The organism is Variovorax sp. V35, from assembly GCF_041154465.1.
GTDB classification, from domain to species: domain Bacteria; phylum Pseudomonadota; class Gammaproteobacteria; order Burkholderiales; family Burkholderiaceae_C; genus Variovorax; species Variovorax boronicumulans.
In genome coordinates, this window is record NZ_AP028666.1 from 305,125 (window position 1) to 329,832 (window position 24,708).

Consider the following 24,708-nt stretch of genomic DNA (forward strand, 5'->3'; position numbering starts at 1 on the left):
ACGGGATTCGACCCCATTCCCGAAGATGCTAAAACGTGGTCTGAAACCACCCCAACACCCGCCATGCCGCGCCCCATTCTCGCCACCGTCCACACCGCCGCCCTGCGCCACAACCTCGACCGCGCCCGCCGCTCGGCCGTCGACGCCCGTGTCTGGGCCGTGGTCAAGGCCAACGCCTACGGGCACGGCATCGAGCGTGTCTTCGAGGGCCTGCGCGGCGCCGACGGCTTCGCGCTGCTCGATCTGGCCGAGGCCGAGCGCGTGCGCGCGCTGGGCTGGCGCGGCCCGGTGCTGCTGCTCGAAGGCGTGTTCGACGCGCGCGACCTGGAGCTGTGCTCGCGCCTGGACCTGTGGCATTCGGTGCACTGCGACGAGCAGATCGACATGCTCGCGGCCCACAAGACCCTGAAGCCGCAGCGCGTGTTCCTGAAGATGAACTCCGGCATGAACCGCCTGGGCTTCTCGCCCGAGCGCTTCGGCTCGGCCTGGACGCGCCTGAACGCGCTCCCGCAGGTCGACGAGATCTCGCTCATGACGCACTTCAGCGACGCCGACGGCCCGCGCGGCATCGAGCACCAGCTCGAGGTGTTCGAGCGCGCCACGCGCGACCTGCCCGGCGAGCGCTCCATTGCCAACAGCGCCGCCACGCTGCGCCATGCGCCGCGCACGCGCGGCGACTGGGTGCGCCCCGGCATCGTGCTGTACGGCAGCGCCCCCGATTTTCCCGAACACGACGCGGCGCACTGGCAGCTGCAGCCGACCATGACGCTGTCGACCCGGCTCATCTCGGTACAGACGCTGAAGGCCGGCGACACCATCGGCTACGGCTCGCGCTTCGCGGCCGAGGGCCCGCTCACCATCGGCATCGCGGCGGTCGGCTATGCCGACGGCTACCCGCGCCACTGCGACACCGGCACCCCGGTGCTGGTGAACGGCGTGCGCACCCGCATGGTGGGCCGCGTGAGCATGGACATGATCACCGTCGACCTCACGCCCGTGCCCGACGCCGCCTTCGGCGCCGAGGTCACGCTGTGGGGCCGCTCGGCCCTGACCGGCGCGGTGCTGCCGATCGACGAGGTGGCCCAGGCCGCCGGCACCGTCGGCTACGAACTCATGTGCGCGGTCGCGCCGCGGGTGCCCTTCGCACCTGCCGACGAATGACGTGAAGGTTCTTTCCAACTGGCGCTCCGTGCGCCTGTGGGAAACGCAGGTCGAACGCGACCTGCACCGCGATCACAGCCTGCGCACGCACGGCCTGCTGATCGGCACTTTCACGCTGCTCCTGATGTGGGGCGTGTCGGCGCTGCAGATGCACCTGCTGCACGTCGAGTCGCTGGCCGTGCGCTACCTCGTCACGCTGGGCGTGGGCTACGTCGGGTACCTGTGCGTGCTGCGCTGGTGGGCGCAACGGCTGGTGGAGCGGCGCACCGAGTTCGAGCCGCCCGATGAGGACCTGGATATTCGCTCCGACGGCTCGGACGATCACGGGGGCGCGACCGACGCCACCGACGGCGGCAGTGGGCTCTCCGATGTCGCCAGCGGCGCGCTCGACGCCGCGGGCAGCGCCGACGAAGGCGCGATCATCGTCGTGCCGGTGCTCGCCATCTTCCTGCTGTGCGTGGCCGTCGTGCTCGGCGCGGGCTCGCTCGTGCTGCTGTACTTCAGCTGGGACGCGCTGCTGGCCGTGGCGATCGAAGTCGCCTTCTCCTATGTGTCGGCCCGCGCCGCGGTGCGCGTGGCGCGCGAAGGCTGGCTCATGGCGGCGGTGCGGCTCACCTGGAAGCCGCTGCTGGGCGCCGTGGTCTGCGCGGTGGCGCTGGGCGCGCTCATCGACCACTTCATGCCGCAGGTCCACTCGTTGCCCGAGGCCGTGCGCGTGCTCACGGGGAAGGCACCGCGCTGAGCAGGTGCTCCACCAGCACCCGGCACTTGGGCGGCAGGTAGCGGCTGGGCGGGTACATCAGCCACGCGTGCCCCTGGTAGGCGCCCTGCAGCGCCCAGTCGGGCAGCACGCGCACCACGTGGCCGTCGTCCAGCGCCTCGCGCGCCGTGAAGGCCGGCACGCAGGCCACGCCCAGGTCCGCGAGCGCGCCGTCGAGCCGCATCTCGCTGTGGTTGCAGACGTAGCGGCCGTCCACCACCACCTCGACCTCGTCTTCACCGTCCTTTCGAAAGCGCCAGTGGTTGTCGCGCTCGTGCTCGCCCAGCGACAGGCAGCTGTGCGCGCGCAGGTCGTGCGGGTGCGCGATGGCGCCGTGGCGCGCCAGGTAGGCCGGCGTGGCGCACAGGATGTGCTCGACCGCCATCAGCCGCCGCGCCACCAGCCCCTCGGGCGGCGCCGTGGTCAGCCGCACCACGAGGTCGACGCCTTCGCGGATCGGATCGATGTCGCGGTCGGCCACGATCAGCTGCACGTCCACTGCCGGATACTGGCGCAGGAAGTCGAGCAGGTGCGGGTGCAGCACGCGCCGCGCAAAGGCCTTCGGCGCGCTCAGGCGCACCCGGCCGGCCGGCGTGCGCGCGAACTGCGCGCCGATGTCCATCGCGCCCTGCGCCGCCGCCACCAGTTCGCGGCAGCGCGCAAAAGCCTCGGCGCCGGGCTCGGTGAGCCGCAGCTGGCGCGTGGTGCGCTGCAGCAGCTGCACACCGATCTCCTGTTCGAGCCGCTTCACCTGCCGGCTCGCGGCCGAGGGCGTGATGCCCAGCAGGTCGGCCGCGGCCGAGAAGCTGCCCAGTTCGGCGACCCGCACGAAGGTCACCATCTCGGGCAGCACCTTGAGAAATGAATTCGTTCCGACCACGCAAGAGTCCTGTTCCGGCCGACGGCTGTGCGGCCCTGGTGCCGCCCGGAACAATGCGCCATCTCTTCTTCTTTCAGGCGCCCCGGGCCGCGGGCAGACAGTATGGATTCAAAGGCGTTGCAAGGTGCGGTCCCGGCGGGGCGCGGGTGGCGGCCGGCCGGCTTCGGCCCTGCCGAACTCATGCTGCTGCTCGTGGCGGCGGTCTGGGGCGGCAGCTACGCGGTGGCCAAGCAGGCGACGCAGCAGCTGCCCGTGCTCGAGTTCGTCGCGCTGCGTTTCGGCCTCACCTTTCTTGTGCTGCTGCCCGCGCTGCGGCCGCTGTGGCGTGACCCGCAATGGCGCCAGGGGCTCGCCGTGGGCGGCCTGCTGGGCGCCAACCTGCTCGCCATCTTCCTGTGCGAGACCTTCGGTGTGTCGCTGACCCTGGCGAGCAACGCCGCCTTCCTCATCAGCCTGTGCGTGGCGATCACGCCGTTCGTCGAATGGTGGCTGCTGGACCGGCGGCCCGCGCGGCGCGTGTTCTGGGCGGCCGGGCTCTCGGCCGTGGGCGCGGCCCTGCTCTCGGCGCCCTCGCTCGCCGACCTGTCGATGGGGTGGGGCGACGCCCTCATGCTCGCCGCCGCCTTCCTGCGCGCCGTCATGGTGTGCCTCACGCGCCGGCTGGCGGGCCGCCACAACCTGCCGGCGCTCACGCTGACGGCCGTGCAGTCCGGCGTGATGGCGCTGGGCGCGGCGGCGCTGTCGCTGCTGGCCGCGTCGGGTGGGCGCGCCTGGCACCTGCCGCCCGCCACGGCCGGCTTCTGGTGGGGCATGGCGTATCTCGTGCTGCTGTGCACCGTGTTCGCCTTTTTCGCGCAGAACCACGCGGCCTCGCGCAGCAGCCCGAGCCGGGTGTCGCTGCTCATGGGCAGCGAGCCGGTGTTCGGCGCGGCCATCGCGGCGCTCGGGCTGGGCGAGCGCATCGGCGCCTGGGGCTGGGCCGGCGGCCTGCTGATCGTGGGCGCCGCCCTGTGGGTGAGCCTGGCGCCGGAGGAGGGCGAACAGAAGCGGCGCCCCTGACGGCGGAAGGGGGCCGGCTGGGCGCCGCCCCCGGCTCGTGGCATCCTCGGGGGCTGCGGCGTTTCGCCGCCCCCCACAACACCAAGGAATGCAGACATGGGCGCGCAATGGAAAGCCAAGCACAAGGACGTGGCCGCGAATGCCAAGGGCCGGTTGTTCGGCAAGCTGGCCAAGGAAATCATGATCGCCGCGCGCAACGGCGCCGATCCGGCCTCGAACGCGCGGCTGCGGCTGGTCGTCGAGCAGGCCCGCAAGGTCTCGATGCCGAAGGACACGCTCGACCGCGCCATCAAGAAGGGCGCCGGCCTCACGGGCGAGGCGGTCCACTTCGACCACGTCATGTACGAGGGCTTCGCCCCGCACCGCGTGGCCGTGATGGTCGAGTGCCTGACCGACAACGTGAACCGCACCGCACCTGAAATGCGCGTGCTCTTCCGCAAGGGCCAGCTCGGCACCTCCGGCTCGGTCTCGTGGGACTTCGACCACCTCGGCATGATCGAGGCCGAGCCCGCCAGCAAGGACGCCGACGCCGAAGTGGCCGCCATCGAAGCCGGCGCGCAAGACTTCGAGCCGGGCGCCGAAGACGGCACCACCCTGTTCCTGACCGAGCCCGCCGACCTCGACCTCGTGAGCCGCGCACTGCCGGCCCAGGGCTTCACCGTGCTGTCGGCCAAGCTGGGCTACCGGCCGAAGAACCCGGTCGATCCGGCGAGCCTGAGCGCTGCCGACCTGGAAGAGGTCGAGGCGTTTCTTGCCGCGATCGATGCGAACGACGACGTGCAGAACGTGTACGTCGGGTTGGCGGGTTGAGCGCCTGACATTCAGGGCGACGCTCCCGCCGACGGGGAGCCTTGCTCCGCGAATGTCCTCCGGCCTGCGGGCTCCCCCTTGATTTCGCTGCGCAAGGCACCCCATCGGCGTGAGCGTGTTCAGAGCGGTTGTTGATCGGCCGCACACCACCGCCGCGTCCCGTGCGCAGGACACTGGGTGCTTCCCGCAGCGAAATCAAGGAGGAGGCCGCAGGCCGGGGGACATTCGCGGAGGGAAGTACCCGGTGGCCTGTGCACACGCCCTGAACATCGTCGATAGAACCGAGCCGCCACGCCGGAGACAATCCGCGCCGGAGGAAAACAGTTCAATGACCCATTCGACGAAGAAACGAACGCCGTCGCGTGCCACACGGCATGCCCTCGGCCTGGCACTGGCCATCGCCGGCTTCTCGGCGCAGGCCCAGACCGAAGCGGCTGCACCGCCCATGGCCGCAGCCTCGGCACCCGCCGAAGCCACCCCTCCATCCCAAACCCGCGTCCGCTACCTGCGCATGCCCCAGCAGAGCGGCGCCGATCACCTGCGCGTGGTGCGGCGCGAAGACACGGTGGGCCGCGTGGCCGGCCAGGTCGCGTTGAATGTCGCGTTCGCCGTGCTCGGCACCGGCGCGGCCGTGCAGGGCTTCTCGAAGGACGGCCTCGGCGGCGCCACGCTCGAAGCGTTGCGCGACGACCCGGTGGGCGTCAACCCGGCGATGAGCGACCTGCAGGAGGCCCTGAGCAAGATCGCCACCGACATCTACCGCCGCCGCACCGAGACCGCGCTCGCCACCGCGCTGACCGACGGCTCCACGCCCGAAGAGATCGAGGCCGCGCGCCAGACGCCGAAGGAGGCCGACTCGCCGCTGGTCCCGGGGTCGTGGCACCTCGTCTACGAAAACCTGATGGGCTCGGACGAACTGTTCCGGCTCAAGTACGGCGCCTCGCTGGGACGCGCGGGCTTCATGCGCCCGCCGATCGGCTGCAGCTACGAATCGGAGCCGCTGGCCTGGACCCAGTGGCAGGCCGACGGCTGGCAGCGGCTGCGCGAGGAGCGCGTGAAGATCGTGGCCCGTTGCGTCGAAGCCATCGGCGCCGCGCCGGAAAACCGCTGGTAGCCAGCGGCAGGCTGCTCAGTACAACCCGAGCTGCCGCGTGCGCAGCCGCGCCAGCCCCAGCAGCGCATCCGTGAACGGCGTGGCCACGCCCGTCAGCTCGCCCAGCTCGCGCACCACCGTGACGAGCGCGTCGAGCTCGACCGAACGGCCTGCTTCCACGTCCTGCAGCATCGAGGTCTTGAACGCGCCGAGCTTCATCGTCACCGCATGCCGGTCTTCGGGGCTCTGCGTGATCTCGATGCCGATGCGCCGGCCGATCTCCTTGGCCTCGAGCATCACGGCCGAGATGAACCCGCGCACGTAGTCGTCGCCCATGATCAGGTCGGTGGTGGCACCGGTGAGCGCGCTGATCGGGTTCACCGTCATGTTGCCCCACAGCTTGAACCACACGTCCTTCTGGATCTGCGGCGACAGCGTGGTGTCGATGCCCGTGCTTTTCAGCAGCTCGACCAGCTCCTGCACGCGCGGCGTGGCCTGGCCCGAAGGCTCGCCCACGATCAGCCCGTTGCCGAAGTGATGACGCACCACGCCCGGCCCGTCGAGCGAGCAGCTGGCGTGCACCACGCAGCCGATCACGTTGCGCGAGGGAATGGCCTTGGCAATGGCGCCCTCGGGGTCGACGGCCGCGAGCCGGTGCCCCGTGATCTCGCCGCCGAAGCCGCCTTCGAGGAACCACCACGGCACGCCGTTCATCGCGACCAGCACGATCGTGTCGGGCCCGATCAGCGGCCCGATGCGCTCGGCCACGCCGGCCAGCGCGGGCGCCTTCACGGCGATCACCACCAGGTCTTGCACACCCAGTGCCTCGGGGTCGGCCACCGCGTTCACCGGCACGCGCGTGCGCACGTCGCCGCGCATGAGCGAGAGGCCGTCCTTCTGCAGCGCGTCGAGCGTGGCGCCGCGCGCCACCACGTTCAGGCGCTGGCCTGCCTGCGCGAGGCCGACGCCGATCCATCCGCCGATCGCGCCGGCGCCGTAGATGCAAATCTTCATGGGAACAGGCGCCTCAGTTGCGGTAGCTCGGGTCGATGCGGTCCACCTGCCGCACCAATGCATTGAACACGTCCTGCCCGGCGCCGTGCGCGGGGCTGAACTGCAGCGCGTCGCGCGTGCAGCGCTGTGCGATCTCTTCGCTCACCGGAATCGCGGCGCCCATCGAGAAGGTCGCCATCTGGATCTCGCAGGCGCGTTGCAGCGTCCACAGGATCGCGAAGGTCTGCGGCAGCGTCTGGCCCCAGGCCAGCAGGCCGTGGTTGCGCAGGATCACCGCGTTGCGGTCGCCGATGCTCTTGAGCAGGCGCGGGCCTTCGTCGGCATGGATCGTGATGCCCTCGAAGTCGTGGTACGCCACCATGCCGTGCAGCTGGGCGGTATAGAAATTGGTCTGCTGCAGGCCGCCCTGCAGGCAGGCCACGGCCACGCCGGCCGTGGTGTGCGTGTGCATCACGCAGTGCGCGCCGGGCAGGCCGTCGTGGATGGCCGCATGCACCACGAAGCCGGCCGGGTTCACCGGGTAGGTCGAGCCGTCGAGCACCTTGCCCTGCAGGTCGATCTTCACCAGGTTGCTGGCCGTCACCTCGCTGTAGTGCAGGCCGAAAGGGTTGATGAGGAACTGCTTCTCGCCACCCGTCACGCTGTCGGGCAGCCGCACCGTGATGTGGTTGTAGATCATCTCGGTCCAGCCCAGCATCGCGAACACGCGGTAGCAGGCCGCGAGCTCCTCGCGCGCGGCGCGCTCGTCGGGATGGATCGAGGGATGGACCAGCGCCGACGGCGCGGTGGCGAGTGTGTTCATGGCAGTTCCTTCATGTGATCAACCTTCAGCCGTGAAGCCGACCTCTTTCACGATCGGCGCCCACTTGGCGGTGTCCTTCTTCAGCAGATCGGCCAGCTCGGCCGGCGTGGAAGACATGGCTTCCAGGCCGAAGGTGCCGAGGCCGTCGATCACGTCCTTCTGTGCGAGCGCGTTCTTCATCGCCGTGTTGAGCTTCGTCACCAGCTCGGGCGAGGCCTTGGCCGGCAGGAAGAAGGCGAACCATTCGCTGTGCGCCATGTTCTTGAGGCCCTGCTCGCCGAAGGTCGGCACATCGGGCGCGAAGCGGCTGCGCTTGGCACCCGACACGCCCAGGATGCGCACCTTGCCCGATTGCAGGTGCTGTGTGATGTCGCCGATGGGGCCCGACACCGCCGAGATGTTGCCGCCCAGGAGGTCGAGCATGGCCGGCTGCGTGCCGCGGTAGGCCGCGTGCTTGAGTTCGACGCCGCCTTGCTTGCCCAGCAGCGCGCCGATGAAGTGCGGCGTGGAGCCCGCGGCCGGCGAGCCGTAGTTGGCGCCGGCCGGGTTGGCCTTGGCCCAGGTGAGGAACTCGGGCACGGTCTTGATCGTGGCCGGCACGGCCGGGCCGACCGCGAAGCCGAAGTCGAAGATGCAGGCTAGGCTCACGGGCGTGAGGTCGACCATCGGGTCGTAGGGCAGCTTCTTGTAGATGTGCGGGTAGATCGTGAGGATCGACGTGGGCGTCTGCAGGATGGTGGTGCCGTCGGCCGGGCGGCCCTTCACGTAGCTCACGGCAATCTGGCCGCCCGCGCCGGTGCGGTTCTCGACCACGGCGGTCTTGGCGTAGTCGGGGCTCAGCTTCAGCGCGATGCGCCGGCAGGTGGTGTCCGAGGTGCCGCCGGCCGCGAAGCCGGTGACGATGGTGGCGTTCTCGAGCGCGGCAGCCTGCGCAAAGGCCTGCTGGCCGAGGCTGGCGAGCAGCGCCGAAGCGCCGGTGGACTGCAGCATGTGGCGGCGGGTGAAGGTCATGTCTGTCTCTTTTCGGGTGGGTGAGGAGGGAACAGGATCACGACTCGTCGCGCAGCCAGGTGACCGCGCCCGAGTGGGTCACGGCGCCCTGGTGGGCAGGGCGCACGGTGAGCGCGTATTTTTCCAACAAACCACCGTGCGCCGCCCCCGCGTTTACCTCACGTCCGGCCAGCCGTGACGCGATTTCTTCGGCGCTCAGTTCGACCGAAATGCTGCGCGCCGCGGCGCGCGCATCGATGGCCACCATGTCGCCGTCGCGCAGCACCGCGATCGGCCCGCCGTCGGCCGCCTCGGGCCCCGCGTAGCCGATGCACAGGCCGCGCGTGGCGCCCGAAAAACGCCCGTCGGTGAGCAGCGCCACCTTGTCGCCCATGCCCTGGCCGTACAGCAGCGCGGTGATGCCCAGCATCTCGCGCATGCCGGGGCTGCCCTTGGGGCCTTCGTTGCGGATGACGATCACATCGCCCGCTTCGTAGCGGCGGTTCTGCACGGCGGCCTGCGCTTCTTCTTCCGAATTGAAGACCCGCGCCGGGCCGCGGTGCACCAGCGTCTTCAGGCCCGCCGTCTTGAGCAGCGCGCCGTCAGGGCAGAGGTTGCCCTTGAGCACCGCCAGCCCGCCGTCGCGCGTGATCGGGTTGCCCGCTGCGCGCACCACGCGGCCGTCGGGCGCGGCGGCGTCGGCCACTTCCTCGGCCAGCGTGCGGCCGGTGAAGGTGAGGGCGTCGCCGTGCAGGAAGCCCTGCTCCAGCAGCGTGCGCAGGATGACGCCCGCGCCGCCGATGTAGTACACGTCGCGCGCCAGGTACTGGCCGCCGGGACGCAGGTCGGCAATGAGCGGCGTGCGTGCGAAGATCTCGGCCACGTCGTCCAGGTGGAACTTGATGCCCGCCTCGTGTGCGATGGCCGGCAGGTGCAGCGCCGCGTTGGTCGAGCCGCCCGTGGCCGAGACCACGGCGCAGGCGTTTTCGAGCGCCTTGCGCGTCACGACGTCGCGCGGCAGCGGGCCGTCGCCCATCACCGCCTTCATGAGCTGTTTGGCGGCGCGGCGCATCAGCGGCGCGCGTTCGCTGAACACCGCGGGCACCATGCTCGAGCCGATGGGCGCCAGGCCCAGCGCCTCCGACACCATGCCCATGGTGTTGGCCGTGAACTGCCCCGCGCAGGCGCCGGCCGTGGGCAGGCAGGCGCGGCTCATGGCGTCGAGCTCGTCGTGCGTGGCGGTGCCGGCCAGCACCTTGCCGATGGTCTCGTAGGTGTCGACCACGTTGAGGTCGCGCCCGTCGGGCCCGGGCATCTGGCCCGGCAATGCCGAGCCGCCGTGCACGAACACGCTGGGCACGTTGCAGCGGACCATGCCCATCATCAGGCCCGGCAGGTTCTTGTCGCAGGCGCCGATGGCGAAGATGCCGTCCCACTGGTGGCCGCGCGTGGACGCCTCCACGCTGTCGGCGATGAGCTCGCGCGAGATCAGTGAGAAGCGCATGCCCGAATGCGCCATCGTCAGCCCGTCGCTCACCGACACCACCGGACATTCGTGCGGCGTGCCGCCGCCGGCGTAGATGCCGGTCTTGGCGTGCTGCGCCTGCTCGCGCAGGTTGAGGTTGCACGGGCTCATCTCGCCGCCCGTGTGGAACACGCCGACGTGCGGGCGCGCGATGTCCTCGTCGTCCTGGCCCAGCGCGTGCAGGAAGCTGCGCGTGGTCGCGCGGATCGTGCCCTCGCGGATGGTCGCGGAGCGGAAGCGTTTCGTGGGGTCGGTGGGCGTGGTCATGCGGCTGGCGAAGGCTGGCTCGTGGAAGGGCGGGGCGTCAGAACATGCCGTTCTTGTTCGCGGCGGTTTCGGGCACGGGTTGCACCACGTCCCAGTGCTCGACGATCTTGCCGTTCTCGAGCTTGAAGATGTCGACGATGGCGCTGCCGCGCGTGCCCGGCTCGCGCACCGCGTTCACGTGCAGGATCACGTAGTCGCCGTCGACGAAGCTGCGCTTGATCTCGCTCTTCGAGTTCGGAAACTTCTCGCGCAGGAAGGCGATGAACTTGCGAAAGCCCTCGGGCCCGTCGGCCGCCGTCGGGTTGTGCTGCACGTAGCGGTTGCCCACGTACTGCAATGCTGCGTCAGCGTCCTTCTGGTTCAGGCCTTTCTCGTAGAAGGCGAGCACGGTCTGGCGGTTGGCTTCCTGTCGGGCCTGCGCGGTCGAGGCCGGGCCCGTCTGGGCGCAGGCGCCGAGGAACAGGGCTGCGGCAGCGGCGAAAGCCGCGAGGGTGGTGCGTCGCATCGAAATGTCCTTGAAAGGGGATCAGTAGCCGTTGGGCGCGGTGGCGCCCGGCGCGGCCTTGTACTTCGCGAGCAGTTGCTTGGCGGCGGCCGCGAGCAGGATCGTGTCGACACCCACCGCCACGAACAGCGCGCCGGCCGCGAGCCACTTGCGCGCCTGCTCCTCGGTGGTCGACAGGATGCCGGCCGCCTTGCCGGCCTTGCGGATGCGCGCGATGGCGTCGGCGATCGCGGCCTGCACCTCGGGGTGGTTGGGCTGACCCACGAAGCCCATCGAGGCCGACAGGTCGGCCGGGCCGATGAACACGCCGTCCACGCCGGGCGTGGCCGCGATGGCGTCGAGGTTCTTCATCGCCTCGACCGTCTCGGCCTGCACCAGCAGGCAGGTCTGCGCGTTGGCCTCGTGCAGGTAGTTCGGGTAGGCCTGCCAGCGCGAGGCGCGCGCCAGCGCACTGCCCATGCCGCGGATGCCTTCGGGCGGGTAGCGCATGCCTTGCACGAGTTGAGCGGCCTGCTCGGCGGTGTCGACCATCGGCACCAGCAGCGTCTGCGCGCCGATGTCCAGGTACTGCTTGATCAGCGTGGTGTCGCCGACGGGAATGCGCACGACGGGATGCGAGCGCTGCGCCTCGGGCTGCGCCGACCACGCGCTGGAGATGCCCTGCAGCTGCGCGAGCACCGAGCGCACGTCGTTGGGCGCGTGCTCGCCGTCGACCAGCAGCCAGTCGTAGCCGGTGCCGGCCAGCAGCTCGGCCACGTAGCCGTCGCCCAGGCCGACCCACAGGCCGATCTGGGGTTGGCCGGCCTGCAGGGCCTGCTTGAAGGTGTTGAGTGGGGTGTGCATGAAAAAAACTCGTCAGACGAAACGGAAGGCGATGGAGCCCAGGGGGCCGTAATCCGCATGGAAGGTGTCGCCCGGCACGGCGTTGGTGGGGCGCGTGAACGAGCCGCCCAGCACGATCTCGCCGGCCTCGAGGCATTCGTCCCACGGCGCGAGCTTGTTCGCGAGCCAAGCCACGCCGGTGGCCGGGTGGTTGAGCACGGCCGCGGCCACGCCCGATTCCTCGATCACGCCGTTCTTGTAGAGCAGCGCGCTCACCCAGCGCAGGTCGACCGCGTCGGGCTTCACCGGCCTTCCGCCGAGCACGATGCCCGCATTGGCGGCGTTGTCGGCGATGGTGTCGAACACCTTGCGCATGGCCTTGGTGTGGCGGTCGAACTGCTCGATGCGCGCGTCGATGATCTCGATGGCGGGCACCACGTAGTCGGTGGCGGCCAGCACGTCGAAGATGGTCACGTTCGGCCCCTGCAGCTTCTTGCCGAGCACGAAGGCCAGCTCGACCTCGATGCGCGGCGCGATGAAGCGCGTGAACGGGATGTCGCCGCCCTGCTCGAAGAACATGTCGTCCAGCAGCGTGCCGTAGTCGGGCTCGGTGATCTGGCTGGCCTGCTGCATGGCGCGCGAGGTGAGGCCGATCTTGTGGCCCTTGACGATGCGGCCTTCGGCGATCTTGTGCTTCACCCATTCGCGCGAGATGGCGTAGCCGTCCTCGATGGTCATCTCGGGGAAGCGCTTGGAGAAATGCTCGACCTGCACGCGCGACTTCTCGCTCTCGTGCAGTTCGGCGGCCAGTTGGGCGATGGTGGCGGTGGAGAGCATGGGGGCTCGCTTCTTTTTTATGATTTGTTGAACAGGGGATGCAGGTTGCTGTGCTTGCCGTCGTACACCTGCCCCGGCGCTTCGTCGATCTGCAGTGTGATGCCGATGTGGCGCTGCGTGAAGACGGGCTCGAAATGCGCGCGCACGGCAGCCAGCAGCGCGTCGCCGGCTTTCTTCTTCACCGCCTCGGAGCGGCCAGAGGCCATGCGCAGGTTGAGGTACACGAAGGCGTAGTCGGCCCGGCCGTCGGCCACCGCGTAGTGCGCGGCGGGGTAGGCCAGCACGCGCGTGCCGCCGGTGGGGAACACCGGCTTGCCGGCCTCGTCGCGCTGCTCGAGCATGGTGTCGGCCAGCGTGCGGCACAGCGCCGACACGTCGGTCTCGGCCTCGATGTTGGGCGTGTACAGGATCACCAGGTGCGGCATGGTCGTGCTCCGTTCAAACCACCGACATCGTCGCGGCCGTGCAGGTCACCGCGAAGATCGGGATGGCCTTCATGTGGAAGATCTCGCCCTTGCCGCGCGCGGCCGCGGCCACGCTCAGGAAGGTGCGGATCTCGAAGCCGCCCTGGCCCGCTTCGCGGTAGGTGGCCTCGTCGCCGTAGTCGGCCTGCGACAGCAGCGCCTCGCGGTCGTTGGCGCACCAGCGGCGCATGAACTCGGCGTCCCACTCGGCATTGACCTTGCCCGAATCGGGCGTGGCCGGCCAGTGCGAGATGCCGCCCGTGCCCACCAGCGCGATGCGCTCGGGCACCTTGTCGCAGGCGCGGCGCAAGGCTTCGCCGAAGGCCCACGCGCGGTGCAGCGGCGTGAGCGGCGGGCCCTGGCAGTTGATGTTCACGGGAATGACCTTGGTGTCGAAGTTCGGCGTGAGGAAGTTCAGCGGCACCATGATGCCGTGGTCGAACTTCCATTCTTCCGCGTAGGCCACGTCCACCGTCTGCATCACCTCGCGGATCAGGCGCTGCGACAGCGCGGCGTCGCCGGGGATGGTGTGCTTCTCGATGCCCAGCCACTTCGGGTCTTCGATCGGGCCCTCGTAGCTGTCGGCCATGCCGATCGCATACGCCGGCATGTTGTTCATGAAGAAGTTCGCGAAGTGCTCGGCCGCGATCACGATCACCGCGTCGGGCTTCGTGGCGCGCATCGCTTCGCCGAAGCGATGGAACTGCGCGTGGAACTCGTCCTTCACCGCCGGGTCGGCGAGATGCGCGCGGCCGGTGATGCCGGGGGCGTGGCTGCACACGCCTGCGAATACGAGACTCATACGCCTGCCACCTTTTCGTTCGTGCCGGTTGTCATGGCATAGATGCCCGCGCGCACGGGGCCGTACTTGCGCACGCCCTCGCGCATGGCTTCCAGATAGTCCGCCCATGCGATGCCCAGCAACGGCGCGAAGTGCATCAGCAACTGGCCGTTGCACCCGAGCACGTAGAGCTTGCCGATGTCACCGGTGCCGATCGCTTCGCGCTCTTCGTCGTTCAGGTCGTAGCCCGCCAGCAGCGTGGCGCGCGTGTCGCCGCCTTCGCCGAAGCGGCGCTGCACGTCGGCGTCGCGGTTCAGCGCGAACAAGAATTTCTGCATCGCATAGAGGCTCATGGGTCAGCCCTCGATCTGGATGTTGGCCTTGCGGATCACGTCGCCGTACTTCGCGATCTCGCTGCGGATGAACTCGGCAAAGCGCTCGGGCGTGCCCGACAGCGACGCGATGCCGCCCTTGTGGAAGGCCTCGGTCACGGCCGGCGAGGCGAGTGCGCGGTTCACTTCGGCGTTCACGCGTTGCACGATGGCGTCGGGCGTGCCGGCCGGGGCCAGCAGGCCGTTCCACGAATTGGACTCGATGGCCACGCCCTGTTCGGCCAGTGTGGGTATCGCGGGCGCGTACTGCGAGCGCTGCGCGGTCGCCATGCCCAGCGCCACCAGCTTGCCGGCCTGCACATGGCCGCGGAACTCGGGCCAGTTGCCGAACATGACGGTCACCTGGCCGCCGAGCAGGTCGGCCAGCGCGGGGCCCTGGCCCTTGTAGGGCACGTGCACGATGTCCAGCCCCATCTGCAGCTTGAGCATTTCGCCCGACAGATGCGCCGAGGTGCCGTTGCCGAAGGAGGCGAAGCTCAGCGTGCCGGGTTTGGCCTTGGCCTGGTTGCGCAGGTCGGCCAGCGTCTTCAGGCCGCTGCCCGGGTGCGTGGCGAGCACGTGCTCCGACATGCCCATGAGCGCGATCGGGCGCAGGTCCTTGAGCGTGTCGTAGGGCAGCTTGCGCACCAGGGTCTGGTTGGCCGTGAAGCTGTTGGCCACGCACACGAAGCTGTAGCCGTCGGGCGCTGACTTGGCGACCGCGTCGACGCCGATCACCGTGCCGGCGCCGGGTTTGTTCTCGACGATCACCGGCTGGCCCAGCGCCTTGCCGAGTTCGAGGCCGACGAGGCGCGCGACGAAGTCGGTGGTGCCGCCGGGCGTGAAGGGCACGACGATGCGCACCGGCTTGGCGGGCCACGCCGTCTGCGCGCGTGCCAGTGCGGGCAGGGCCGCGACTGCGGCCGCGCCCTGCAGCAGCATGCGGCGTTGAATGCTCACGCCACGCCCCAGTGCGGAATGTGGTGCGAGCCCATCGACACCGCGATGTTCTTCGGCTCGCAGAACACTTCGTAGCTCCAGGTGCCGCCTTCTCGGCCCGTGCCCGAGGCCTTGGTGCCGCCGAAGGGCTGGCGCAGGTCACGCACGTTCTGGCTGTTGACGAAGCACATGCCGGCTTCCACGGCGGCGGCCACGCGGTGCGCCTTGCCGATGTTCTCGGTCCACACGTAGCTGCTCAGGCCGTAGGCGATGTCGTTGGCCAGTTCGATCGCGTGCGCCTCGTCCTTGAACGGGATCAGGCAGGCGACCGGGCCGAAGATTTCGTCCTGCGCAATCTTCATGCGGTTGTCGACATCGGCGAACACGGTGGGCATCACGTAGTTGCCCTTCTTCACGCGGTCGGGCAGGTTGGCGGGCGCCTCGAGGCCGCCGCACAGCAGCGTCGCGCCTTCCTTCGGGCCCAGTTCGATGTAGCTGCGCACCTTGGCCAGGTGGGCCTGCGAAATCATCGGGCCGACGATGGTCTTCTCGTCCAGCGGGTCGCCCACGACGATGCGTTTGGCGCGCTCCGCGAACTTCGCGGCGAAGTCGGCGTAGATCGACTGCTGCACCAGGATGCGCGAGCCAGCCGTGCAGCGCTCGCCGTTGTTGCTGAAGATCATGAACACGGCCGCGTCGAGCGCGCGGTCGAGGTCGGCGTCCTCGAAGATCACGAAGGGGCTCTTGCCGCCCAGTTCCATGCTGAACTTCTTCAGGCCCGCGCTCTTCACGATGCGGTTGCCGGTGGCGGTGGAGCCGGTGAACGAAATCGCGCGCACGTCGGGGTGTGCCACCAGCGGCTCGCCGGCTTCCTTGCCGTAGCCGTGCACGAGGTTCAGCACGCCGGCGGGAATGCCCGCTTCGAGCGCCAGCTCGCCCAGGCGCGCGGCCGTGAGCGGCGACAGCTCGCTCATCTTCAGCACCGCCGTGTTGCCGAAGGCCAGGCAGGGCGCGACCTTCCAGGTGGCGGTCATGAAGGGCACGTTCCACGGGCTGATGAGCGCGCACACGCCCACCGGGTGGAACAGCGTGTAGTTCAGGTGCGTGGGCGTGGGGTAGGTGTGGCCGTCGACGCGCGTGCACATCTCGGCGAAGTAGTAGAAGTTGTCGGCCGCGCGCGGAATGAGCTGCTTGCCGGTCTGCGCGATCACCTGGCCGCAGTCGTTGGTCTCGGTCTGCGCGATCTCGGGCACGTGCTTGGCGATGAGGTCGCCGAGCTTGCGGATGAGCTTGGCGCGCTCGGGCGCGGGCAGGCCGGCCCACTTGGGGAAGGCGGCCTTGGCGGCGGCCACGGCGGCGTTCACTTCGGCCTCGCCGCCCGAGGCGACTTCGGCCAGCACTTCCTGCGTGGCGGGGTTGACGGTTTCGAAGTAGTCGGTGCCTTGGACTGGCTTGCCGTCGATGAGGTGATGGATCTGTTGCATGGGCGTGAAGGTGTTGCGGCCTTGCGGCGGTGTGTCGTCAGTCGAGCTTGATGTCGCGCGCCTTGATCAGCGCGTGCCACTTCTTGCGTTCGGTGTCCACGAAGCGGGCCATCTCGGCGGCGTCCGTGGGGCGGGCTTCCCAGCCGGCGTCGTAGAGCTTCTGCTTCACGCCGGGGTCGTTCATGCTTTTGAGCAGGTCGGCGCCCAGGCGCGCCTGGATGTCTTTCGGCGTGGCCGCCGGTGCCACCAGCCCTTGCCAGGTGTAGGCCTCGACGGCGTAGCCGAGCTCCTTGGCCGTCGGCAGCTGGGGCAGCTGCGGCACGCGCTCGGCCGACATGGCCAGCAGCGGGAGCACCTTGCCGGCCTTCACGGCGCTGATGCCGCTGGGCAGGTCGAGCATCATCAGCGGCACCTGGTTGCCCATGAGGTCCTGCAGCGCGGGCGCGCCGCCCTTGTAGGGAATGTGCAGCAGCGACACGCCGGCCTCGCGCTGGAACAGCTCGTAGGCCAGGTGGTGCGGGCTGCCGGTGCCCGGCGTGGCGATGCTGTACTTGCCCGGCGAGGCCTTGAGCGCGGCGATGAGCGCCTTGGCGTCGCTGAAGCCCGCGCCCGGCGCGGCCGTGATGATGAGCGGCGAGCGGCCCATCATGCCGAGCAGCGCGAAGTCTTTCTCGGCGTCGTAGGGCAGCTTCTTGTAGAGCGCGGGGTTGTAGACCAGCACGCCGTTGTCGGCCGAGAACACGGTGTAGCCGTCGCCCGGCGAACGCGCCACGTTTTCCGACGCGATGATCGCGCCCGCGCCGGGGCGGTTGTCCACCGTGACCGGCTGTGCGAGCTGCTGCGAGAGCTGCGCGCCGGCCGTGCGCGCGAGGTAGTCGGTGCCGCCGCCGGCCGGGTAGCCCACGACCCAGCGCACGGGCTTGGTCGGATAGGCCGAGGCGGTCTGTGCCGTTGCCGCGGGTGCGAGCAGCAGCGTGGCGGCGCTGGCCGCCACGAAGGCGGCAGCAAGGCGGAAGGTCCGGGTTCTGGCGGTCGTCATGGCGGTGTGTCTCCGTTTTTTTGAAAGGGGTGCAGTCAGTCCGTCAGCGTGCGGCGATGGTGTTGACCAGCGCGCCGATGCCGTCGATCTCGGTCACGACCACGTCGCCCGGCTGGCAATCGACCACGCCGTCGGGCGTGCCGGTGAGGATCAGGTCGCCCGGCGACAGCGTCATGAAGCGGCTGAAGTACTCGATGAGGAAGGGCGCGTCGAAGATCATGTCGCGCGTGTTGCCCTGCTGCGTGACGGTGCCGTTCACCGTGGTGCGCAGCGCGAGCGCCATCGGGTCGGCCACGTCGGCCGCATCGACGAACCACGGGCCCAGCGGCGTGCAGGTGTCGCGGTTCTTCACGCGCAGGTTGGGGCGGTACCAGTTCTCGAGGTAGTCGCGGATCGCGTAGTCGTTGGCCACCGTGTAGCCGCCGATGAAGTCGTAGGCGTCGTCGCGCTTCACGTGCTTCGCGGTCTTGCCGACCACGATGGCGAGCTCGCACTCGTAGTGCATGAACTTCACATCGGCCGGGCGGTGCGTGAGCTGGCGGTGGCCGATGAGCGTGCTCTGGCCCTTGACGAACACCAGCGGTTCCTCGGGCGCCTTGAACTCCAGTTCTTTCGCATGGTCGGCGTAGTTCAGGCCCAGCGCGAGGATGGTGCGCGGGCGCGCCGTGGGCGCGAGCGGCGGCAGCCACACGAGCTGCTCCTGCGGCACGACGTGGCCGTCGGCCAGCCGCACGGCGGCGTCGGCCTGGCCGTTGAATTCGTGCGCGGTGCCGGTGTGCTCGCGGCCTTCGAAGATGACGCGTGCGTGCTTCATGCCGTTGCTTCCTTCACCAGCGTGTTGCTCAGGGTCTCGAACCCCGGCGCGGAGATGTCGATGCGGTCGCCCGCGCGGGCCAGCGGACGGCCCAGGTCACAGCCGAGCATCAGCACGTCGCCGTGCGCCAGCGTCATGAACTCGCCCACGTCGGCCAGCAGCTGCGGTGCGGGGCGCACGAGCTGCGAGAAGTCGATCGATTGCTTGAGTTCGCCGTTGATGCGCACCTCGACGCGGAACTGCGCCGGGTCGGCCACCTCCTGCGCGTCGCGCAGCGCGGGACCGATGCCCAGGAAGCCGTCGACGCACTTGAACTTCACCGGCGGGCGAAAGAAGCTCGCATGCGGGATCGACAGGTCGTTCAGCAGCACGAAGCCTTCGACGTCGCCCTCGGCGCCGATCACCATGCCGACGCTGGCGCCGACTTCCACGTCGGTCACCGCAGCGGGCACGGTGACGGTGCTGCCGTGCGGGCTCCAGGTGTTGGCCGTCTTCACGTAGAGCACGGGCGCCTTCGGCGGTGCCTTGTAGGGCACCTCGGTCATCTGCGGCGCGAGCGCCGCGGCCTCGGCGCGGAAGTTCAGCAGCGTGCCGTACACGGTGCCGGTGGGGAGAAAGGAGGTGGTCATGGTTCGGGTTGCTCCAGCGCGATCAGTTCGTCCAGCAGGCCGTAGAGCTGCGTCAGCTTGGCCTTGCCCAGCGACTGTTCCATCCAGTCGTAGTGCGCCTCGATGCTGGTGCCCAGGCGCTTCACGAGCTTCATGCCGTGCGGCGTGGCCTCGACCACGGTGCGGCGCTGGTCGGCCGGGTCGCGGGCGCGGGTGATGAGGTTGTCGCGCTCCATGCGCGCCAGCACGCCCGTGAGGCTGGGGCCGAGGATGAAAGCCTCGCGTGCGACGCGGCCGGTGTCGACCGCGCCGTGTTCGCCCAGCACGCGCAGCACGCGCCATTGCTGGTCGGACAGTGCGTGCTCGCGCAGGCTGGGCCGCGTGTGGGCCATCACGGCTTCGCGGGCCTGCAGCAGCAGGCGCGGCAAATTGCGGTGCGTGAAGGTGGTGCTCAAAAGCTGTGCCTCTCAGAATTATTTAACATGTTAAATGAATGCCGAGAAAACACGCCTGCGGGATAACCCTTGCGGGCCGTCGGGTGCTCAGTCGATCGTCGTGCCGGAAGCGCGGATCACCCGCCCCCAGCGTTCGGTTTCGCTGCGGATGTAGGCGGCCAATTGCTCCGGCGCGCTCGCGCCGTGCGCCCCCGGTGCGGCCGGTTCGAAGCCCTCGTTCTCGAGCTTCTGGCGCAGTGCGGGCTGCGCGACGAGGCGGGCGATCTCCTGGCTGCAGCGGTCGATGAAGGCCTTGGGCGTGCCCGCGGGCGCGACCACGCTCTGCCACGCCACCGCCTCGAAATCGGCGGTACCGGCCACGCCCGACTCGGCCACCGTCGGCACGGCGGGGAAGGTCGGCTGGCGCTTGCGCGAGGTCACGGCCAGCGCGCGCAGCTTGCCGCTGCGCACGTGCTGCAAGGCCGGCGCGATGTCGGTGAACATGAGCTGCAGCTGGCCGCCGAGCAGGTCGGTCAGCGCGAGCGCGCTGCCCTTGTAGGGCACGTGCACCATGTTCGCCGCGGTCGCGACCTTGAACATCTCCGCGCCCAGGTGCTGCGGGCTGCCGTTGCCGGCGGAGCCGTAGCTCAGCGCATCGGGCCGCGACTTCGCGAGCGCCACCAACTCGGCCAGCGTGGTCGCCGGCACCGACGGATGCACCACCACCATCAGCGGCACGGCGCCGATGAGGCCGACGGGCGCGAAGTCCTTCGCGGGGTCGTACGAGAGCTTCTTGTAGAGCCACGGGTTGATGGCGAGCGTGGTGCTGGTCGCGACCAGCAGCGTCGTGCCGTCGGGTGCCGCGCGCGCCACCTGCGAGGCGCCGATGGCGGTGCCGGCGCCCGGCCGGTTGTCGACGATCACGGTGCGGCCCAGCGCAGTGCCCAGCTGCTGCGCGATCAGCCGGCCGAGCATGTCGGTCGTGCCGCCGGGCGCGTAGGGCACGACGATGGTGATGGGTTTCTCGCCTTGTGCGCGCACGAGGGCGGGACCTGCGGCGCAGGCGGCGGCGGACAGCGCGCCCAGATGGCGCAAGGCATGGCGACGGTTCATTGGCTTGTCTCTCTTTCTTGTTCGGGTGTCGGTGCGGCCACCACGGCGGCGCCGCGCAGCAGGTCGACCAGCGCGAGCGCGTCGGACGGCACGGCATGTCCGCGCCAGGCCACGTGCTGGTCGGGGCGCGAGAGGACGAGCGGCCGGTCGTACACGGCGGTGGCGGCCGAGGCGCGGATGTCGAGCGTGCGCAGCGGCAGGCCGCGCGCCGCGGCGGCGGCTTCGAGCGGCGCGACGTTGATCGCGGGATCGAAGCGCAGCAGCGTGTAGCCCTCGCCGGGCATCGCCATCGCGTCGTACAGCGAGCGCCCGTCGTCCAGCCACAGGTGCGGCGTGCGGCAGCCCGGCACGGTGGAGGGCGTGAACTCGTACATCGTGTAGGCGGGCGCGGCCTCGCCGTCGTAGGCGATGAGCGGCGAGCCCTCGTAGAAGTAGCCGAAGTTGAGCCCGCCGCAGCAGTACTGCTGCACGTTCAGGTCGTACAGCGCCTGGCCGCGCGCGGCGCGCAGCGCGTCGCCCTCGGGCCCGGGAGCCTCGATGTTTTCGGGAACGCCTTCGCGCTGGCGCTGCAGCGCCAGCGCGTGGTTCATCGCGAACCGCGACACCTGCTCGGTGATCGGCTGGCGCTCGGCCTCGTGCGCCGCGAGCGCGCCTTCGGCCAGCCAGCCGTGCAGCCGGCCCGCGAGCAGCCACGAGAGGTTCATCGCATCGGCGATGCCGGCGTTCATGCCGTAGCCCGCCATCGGAATCCACAGGTGCGCGGCGTCGCCGCAGATGAACACGCGGCGGTCGCGGAAGCGGTCGGCCACGAGCCGGCGCCCGACCCAGTCTTCGTTGGAGATCACCTCGTAGGCGAAGTCCTCGCCCACGCCCAGGATCTGGCGGATCGCCCAGTCGCGGTCGATCGAGTCGAAGTCGGTCTCCTCGGGCAGCAGGTAGTTGTGCAGCAGCCAGGTCTCGCGCCCGTCGATGGCGTACACGTTGCCGCAGCGGCGCGGGTTCAGCGCGAAGGTGGCCCAGGCCGGCGGGTGCTTCAGCAGGCCCAGCAGCGCGGGCGCGCGAAAGTACGTCGACTGCACGCGGCCCACCACGTCGGTGCCGTGCAGGCTGGCGCCGATCTTCTTGCGCACCGTCGAGCGGCTGCCGTCGCAACCGACGAGGTACTGGCAGCGGATGCGCACCGTGCGGCCGTCGTCCAGGTCCACGCCCGTGGCCCACACGCCCTCGTCGTCCTGTTCGAAGTCGTCGATGCGCGTGCGGTTGCGGATGCGCAGGCCGGGCGTGCCCTCGGCATGCGCGAACAGCACCGGCTCGAGAAAGATCTGGTTGATGCGGTGCGGCGGCTCCGCCGTGGGCCACCAGGTGTCGGGGCCGCCGGTGGCGGTGTAGCGCTCGCGGCGCGCGGGGATCGGAATGCGCGACAGCTCCATGCCCGTCACGGCCGTGCGGTAGGCCACGTCGTTGGGGTAGTCGGCCGGCAGGCCCGCGTCGCGCAGCGCCTGCGCCACGCCCAGGCGGCGGAACACCTCCATCGAACGCGCCGCCACGTGGTTGCACTTCACGTTGGGTGGTTCGCCGCGGTGGCGGATCTCGGTCATCAGCACGTCGATGCCGCGTTGCGCCAAGTCGATGGCCAGCGTCAGCCCCACGGGGCCGGCGCCGACGATCAGCACCTGGGCTTGCAGTTGCTCGGTCATGGGTTGCTTGTCTCCTGATTCTTGCGAGGCGCCATTACAGTGCCGAACCGGCTCGCGGAAAAAGTGAAACTTTCATGGCCATTCATAAAAAACCACTATCAATGCGCGGCGTGCCCTCTGTGCGGCAGCTGCGCGCGTTCGCGGCCGTGTACCACAGCGGCCAGCTGTCGAGCGCGGCGGCTGCGTTGTCGCTCACGCAGCCGGCCGTCAGCGTGCTGCTGCGCGAACTCGAAGCGCGGCTCGGCGTGCGCCTGTTCGACCGCACCACGCGTTCGCTGCAACGCACCGAGGCGGCGAACGAAGCCATCGCCTATGCCGAGCGCGTGCTGGCCGAACTCGATGCACTGGGCACCGGCATGGCCGAGCTGGCGGCAGGCCGGCGCGGGCGTGTGCGCATCGCGGCCACGTCCACCATCGCGCAGACGCTGATGCCCAAGGCCCTGCGCCGCTACCTCGACCTGCATCCCGACGTGAAGGTCGCCATCGAAGACTGCGCGCCCGGGCAGTTCGTGGAGAAGGTGCTCGGCGAGCAGGTCGACTTCGGCGTGGGCACGCTGCAGGCGCGGACGCCGGGGCTGGACCAGCGCGTGTTCGTGCACGACCACCTGGCGGTGATTGCCGACCGCGACCTGCGCCTGCCCGGCACCGACCGCATCACCTGGCGGCAGCTCGCGGGCCATCCGCTGATCACCGTCAAGCCGGGGTACGGCGTGCGCAGCAGCATCGACATTGCCGCGGCAACCGCCGGCGTGCGGCTGGACATCGCCTACGAGGTGACGCTGTTGACCACGGCGCTCGCGATGGCGGCCAGCGGGCTCGGCCCGGCGCTGCTGCCGGCGTCGATCCTCGCGCATGCCGACCACACGCGGCTGGTGGCGCGGCGGCTCATGCGCCCGACGGTGGCGCGCAACATCGCGGTCGTGACGCGACAGGGCCGATCGCTCTCGCCGGCCGCGGCGGCGTTCGCGGACCTGCTGGTGCGCGAATTCGCCATCGCCTGAATCGCGCCCCCTAAACTCGCTGCATGGCCAAGGACAAAACAACTTTCGTCTGCAGCGAATGCGGCGGCACCAGCCCAAAGTGGCTCGGCAAATGCCCCAGCTGCGGTGCATGGAACACACTCATCGAACAGGTCGCCGGCGCGGCCAACGGACCGGCCAACAACCGCTTCGGCACGCAGTTCGCATCGCTCGCGGGCGCCTCCGAACTCGCCACCCTGTCGGAAATCGAAGCCACCGATGTCGCACGCACGCCCACCGGGCTCGACGAGCTCGACCGCGTGCTCGGCGGCGGCATCGTGTCGGGCGGTGTCACGCTGATCGGCGGCGACCCCGGCATCGGCAAGTCGACGCTGCTGCTGCAGGCGGTCGACGCGCTGCAGCGCGCGGGGCAGAACGCGCTGTACGTCACCGGCGAAGAAAGCGGCTCGCAGGTGGCGCTGCGCTCCAAGCGGCTCGGGCTCGACCACTCGCAGGTGCAGGTGCTGGCCGAGATCCAGCTCGAAAAGATCATCGCCACGCTCGACGCCACGCGCCCGGCCATTGCGGTGATCGACTCCATCCAGACCGTGTACTCCGACCAGCTCACCTCCGCGCCCGGCTCGGTGGCGCAGGTGCGCGAATGCGCGGCGCACCTCACGCGCTTTGCCAAGACCAGCGGCACGGCCGTGGTGCTGGTGGGCCACGTCACGAAAGAAGGTGCGTTGGCCGGCCCGCGCGTGCTCGAGCACATGGTCGACACGGTGCTGTACTTCGAGGGCGACACGCATTCGAGCTTTCGCCTCGTGCGCGCCATCAAGAACCGCTTCGGCGCGGTGAACGAGATCGGCGTGTTCGCCATGACCGAGCGCGGCCTGAAGGGCGTGACCAACCCGAGCGCGATCTTCCTGAGCCAGCATGCCGAGCCGGTGCCCGGCAGCGTGGTGCTGGTCACGCTCGAAGGCACGCGGCCGATGCTGGTGGAAATCCAGGCGCTGGTCGACAACGGCGGGCCGAGCCCGCGCCGCCTGTCGGTGGGCCTGGACCGCGACCGCCTCGCCATGCTGCTGGCCGTGCTGCACCGCCACGCGGGCGTGGCCTGCATGGACCAGGACGTGTTCGTGAATGCGGTGGGCGGGGTGCGCATCAGCGAGCCCGCAGCCGACCTGGCCGTGATGCTGGCCATCACCTCCAGCCTGCGCGGCAAGCCGCTGCCCAAGGGCTTCATCGCCTTCGGCGAAGTCGGCCTGGCCGGCGAGGTGCGGCCCGCGCCGCGCGGCCAGGAGCGCCTGCGCGAAGCCGCCAAGCTGGGCTTCAGCGTGGCCGTGGTGCCGAAGGCCAACGCGCCGCGCAAGGGCACGAAGGAGATCGAGGGCCTGACCATTCACCCGGTCGACCGCATCGAGGAAGCGATGGACGTGGTGCGACGGCTCGACTGACGCGCACCCGCACGACAACACCC

At 69.8% G+C, this 24,708-nt stretch carries 26 protein-coding genes; 7 read left to right on the top strand and 19 right to left on the bottom strand.

Annotated features, from left to right (window positions below; translation table 11 throughout):
• Window positions 1-63: 63 nt before the first annotated feature.
• The gene (alr, locus tag ACAM42_RS01410) at window positions 64-1,161 is read left to right on the top strand and encodes an alanine racemase (protein ID WP_070063521.1); all 1,098 of its coding nucleotides are present in this window, start codon (window positions 64-66) and stop codon (window positions 1,159-1,161) included.
• Window position 1,162: 1 nt separating this feature from the next.
• Window positions 1,163-1,903 carry a hypothetical protein gene (locus ACAM42_RS01415; protein WP_159278889.1) on the top strand — a complete coding sequence of 247 codons (741 nt, stop codon included), beginning with the start codon at window positions 1,163-1,165 and terminating at the stop codon, window positions 1,901-1,903.
• On the opposite strand, the gene ACAM42_RS01420 is transcribed toward ACAM42_RS01415, so the two are convergent.
• On the bottom strand, window positions 1,881-2,762 hold the full coding sequence (locus ACAM42_RS01420) for a LysR family transcriptional regulator (RefSeq protein ID WP_369632703.1): 882 nt from the start codon (window positions 2,760-2,762) through the stop codon (window positions 1,881-1,883). The genes ACAM42_RS01415 and ACAM42_RS01420 overlap by 23 nt on opposite strands.
• Window positions 2,763-2,903: 141 nt before the next feature.
• Here ACAM42_RS01420 and ACAM42_RS01425 point away from each other — a divergent pair, with 141 nt between their 5' ends.
• The 3 genes from ACAM42_RS01425 (at window position 2,904) to ACAM42_RS01435 (ending at window position 5,784) form a co-directional block, all read left to right on the top strand.
• Window positions 2,904-3,860, top strand: a complete 957-nt coding sequence (locus ACAM42_RS01425) for a DMT family transporter (protein WP_369630891.1) — start codon at window positions 2,904-2,906, stop codon at window positions 3,858-3,860.
• Window positions 3,861-3,956: 96 nt separating this feature from the next.
• A complete protein-coding gene (locus ACAM42_RS01430) occupies window positions 3,957-4,670 on the top strand; it encodes a YebC/PmpR family DNA-binding transcriptional regulator (RefSeq protein WP_095949820.1) in 714 nt (237 codons plus the stop codon).
• Window positions 4,671-4,998: 328 nt separating this feature from the next.
• The gene (locus ACAM42_RS01435) at window positions 4,999-5,784 is read left to right on the top strand and encodes a hypothetical protein (protein WP_369630892.1); all 786 of its coding nucleotides are present in this window, start codon (window positions 4,999-5,001) and stop codon (window positions 5,782-5,784) included.
• Window positions 5,785-5,799: 15 nt separating this feature from the next.
• Here ACAM42_RS01435 and ACAM42_RS01440 read toward each other — a convergent pair whose 3' ends face one another.
• The 18 genes from ACAM42_RS01440 to ACAM42_RS01525 all read right to left on the bottom strand — a co-directional run bounded on the left by ACAM42_RS01440 (window position 5,800) and on the right by ACAM42_RS01525 (window position 22,269).
• The gene (locus ACAM42_RS01440; protein ID WP_369630893.1) at window positions 5,800-6,777 is read right to left on the bottom strand and encodes a 2-dehydropantoate 2-reductase; all 978 of its coding nucleotides are present in this window, start codon (window positions 6,775-6,777) and stop codon (window positions 5,800-5,802) included.
• A gap of 13 nt (window positions 6,778-6,790) precedes the next feature.
• Window positions 6,791-7,579 (bottom strand): class II aldolase/adducin family protein, encoded by a 789-nt coding sequence (locus tag ACAM42_RS01445; RefSeq protein ID WP_070063516.1) that lies wholly within the window; start codon window positions 7,577-7,579, stop codon window positions 6,791-6,793.
• Window positions 7,580-7,597: 18 nt separating this feature from the next.
• The gene (locus tag ACAM42_RS01450) at window positions 7,598-8,590 is read right to left on the bottom strand and encodes a Bug family tripartite tricarboxylate transporter substrate binding protein (protein WP_369630894.1); all 993 of its coding nucleotides are present in this window, start codon (window positions 8,588-8,590) and stop codon (window positions 7,598-7,600) included.
• 37 nt (window positions 8,591-8,627) lie between these two features.
• Entirely contained in the window at window positions 8,628-10,361 is a 1,734-nt protein-coding gene (gene ilvD / locus ACAM42_RS01455; RefSeq protein WP_062476869.1) for a dihydroxy-acid dehydratase, read from the bottom strand.
• Between the two features lie 37 nt (window positions 10,362-10,398).
• A complete protein-coding gene (locus ACAM42_RS01460) occupies window positions 10,399-10,866 on the bottom strand; it encodes a nuclear transport factor 2 family protein (protein WP_139704058.1) in 468 nt (155 codons plus the stop codon).
• 21 nt (window positions 10,867-10,887) lie between these two features.
• Window positions 10,888-11,709, bottom strand: a complete 822-nt coding sequence (gene hpaI / locus ACAM42_RS01465; protein WP_369630895.1) for a 4-hydroxy-2-oxoheptanedioate aldolase — start codon at window positions 11,707-11,709, stop codon at window positions 10,888-10,890.
• A 12-nt stretch (window positions 11,710-11,721) separates the two neighbouring features.
• The gene (gene hpaH, locus ACAM42_RS01470) at window positions 11,722-12,525 is read right to left on the bottom strand and encodes a 2-oxo-hept-4-ene-1,7-dioate hydratase (RefSeq protein WP_062476860.1); all 804 of its coding nucleotides are present in this window, start codon (window positions 12,523-12,525) and stop codon (window positions 11,722-11,724) included.
• Between the two features lie 17 nt (window positions 12,526-12,542).
• Window positions 12,543-12,950 (bottom strand): 5-carboxymethyl-2-hydroxymuconate Delta-isomerase, encoded by a 408-nt coding sequence (locus tag ACAM42_RS01475; protein ID WP_369630896.1) that lies wholly within the window; start codon window positions 12,948-12,950, stop codon window positions 12,543-12,545.
• A gap of 13 nt (window positions 12,951-12,963) precedes the next feature.
• Entirely contained in the window at window positions 12,964-13,791 is an 828-nt protein-coding gene (locus ACAM42_RS01480) for an extradiol ring-cleavage dioxygenase (protein ID WP_062476853.1), read from the bottom strand.
• A complete protein-coding gene (locus tag ACAM42_RS01485; RefSeq protein WP_369630897.1) occupies window positions 13,788-14,123 on the bottom strand; it encodes an aromatic ring-opening dioxygenase subunit LigA in 336 nt (111 codons plus the stop codon). The genes ACAM42_RS01480 and ACAM42_RS01485 overlap by 4 nt, the downstream gene beginning before the upstream one ends.
• A 3-nt stretch (window positions 14,124-14,126) precedes the next feature.
• Window positions 14,127-15,101 (bottom strand): tripartite tricarboxylate transporter substrate binding protein, encoded by a 975-nt coding sequence (locus ACAM42_RS01490; RefSeq protein ID WP_369630898.1) that lies wholly within the window; start codon window positions 15,099-15,101, stop codon window positions 14,127-14,129.
• Complete coding sequence (hpaE, locus tag ACAM42_RS01495; RefSeq protein WP_369630899.1) at window positions 15,098-16,564, bottom strand: 5-carboxymethyl-2-hydroxymuconate semialdehyde dehydrogenase; 1,467 nt, start codon at window positions 16,562-16,564, stop codon at window positions 15,098-15,100. The genes ACAM42_RS01490 and hpaE overlap by 4 nt, the downstream gene beginning before the upstream one ends.
• A gap of 37 nt (window positions 16,565-16,601) precedes the next feature.
• A complete protein-coding gene (locus tag ACAM42_RS01500) occupies window positions 16,602-17,603 on the bottom strand; it encodes a Bug family tripartite tricarboxylate transporter substrate binding protein (RefSeq protein WP_369630900.1) in 1,002 nt (333 codons plus the stop codon).
• Window positions 17,604-17,646: 43 nt separating this feature from the next.
• Entirely contained in the window at window positions 17,647-18,417 is a 771-nt protein-coding gene (locus ACAM42_RS01505; protein WP_369630901.1) for a fumarylacetoacetate hydrolase family protein, read from the bottom strand.
• On the bottom strand, window positions 18,414-19,046 hold the full coding sequence (locus tag ACAM42_RS01510) for a fumarylacetoacetate hydrolase family protein (protein WP_369630902.1): 633 nt from the start codon (window positions 19,044-19,046) through the stop codon (window positions 18,414-18,416). Before ACAM42_RS01510 ends, ACAM42_RS01505 begins: the two co-directional genes overlap by 4 nt.
• On the bottom strand, window positions 19,043-19,480 hold the full coding sequence (hpaR, locus tag ACAM42_RS01515) for a homoprotocatechuate degradation operon regulator HpaR (RefSeq protein ID WP_056583837.1): 438 nt from the start codon (window positions 19,478-19,480) through the stop codon (window positions 19,043-19,045). Before hpaR ends, ACAM42_RS01510 begins: the two co-directional genes overlap by 4 nt.
• 87 nt (window positions 19,481-19,567) lie before the next feature.
• Complete coding sequence (locus ACAM42_RS01520) at window positions 19,568-20,572, bottom strand: tripartite tricarboxylate transporter substrate binding protein (RefSeq protein ID WP_369630903.1); 1,005 nt, start codon at window positions 20,570-20,572, stop codon at window positions 19,568-19,570.
• Window positions 20,569-22,269 (bottom strand): FAD-dependent oxidoreductase, encoded by a 1,701-nt coding sequence (locus ACAM42_RS01525; RefSeq protein ID WP_369630904.1) that lies wholly within the window; start codon window positions 22,267-22,269, stop codon window positions 20,569-20,571. The genes ACAM42_RS01520 and ACAM42_RS01525 overlap by 4 nt, the downstream gene beginning before the upstream one ends.
• Before the next feature lie 74 nt (window positions 22,270-22,343).
• On the opposite strand from ACAM42_RS01525, the gene ACAM42_RS01530 reads away from it, so the two are divergent.
• Both ACAM42_RS01530 and radA read left to right on the top strand, forming a co-directional pair.
• Window positions 22,344-23,270: a LysR family transcriptional regulator gene (locus tag ACAM42_RS01530; protein ID WP_139704038.1), complete on the top strand. Its 927-nt coding sequence runs from the start codon at window positions 22,344-22,346 to the stop codon at window positions 23,268-23,270.
• A 23-nt stretch (window positions 23,271-23,293) separates the two neighbouring features.
• Window positions 23,294-24,685: a DNA repair protein RadA gene (radA, locus tag ACAM42_RS01535; RefSeq protein WP_070063503.1), complete on the top strand. Its 1,392-nt coding sequence runs from the start codon at window positions 23,294-23,296 to the stop codon at window positions 24,683-24,685.
• The last annotated feature ends 23 nt before the right edge of the window (window positions 24,686-24,708 follow it).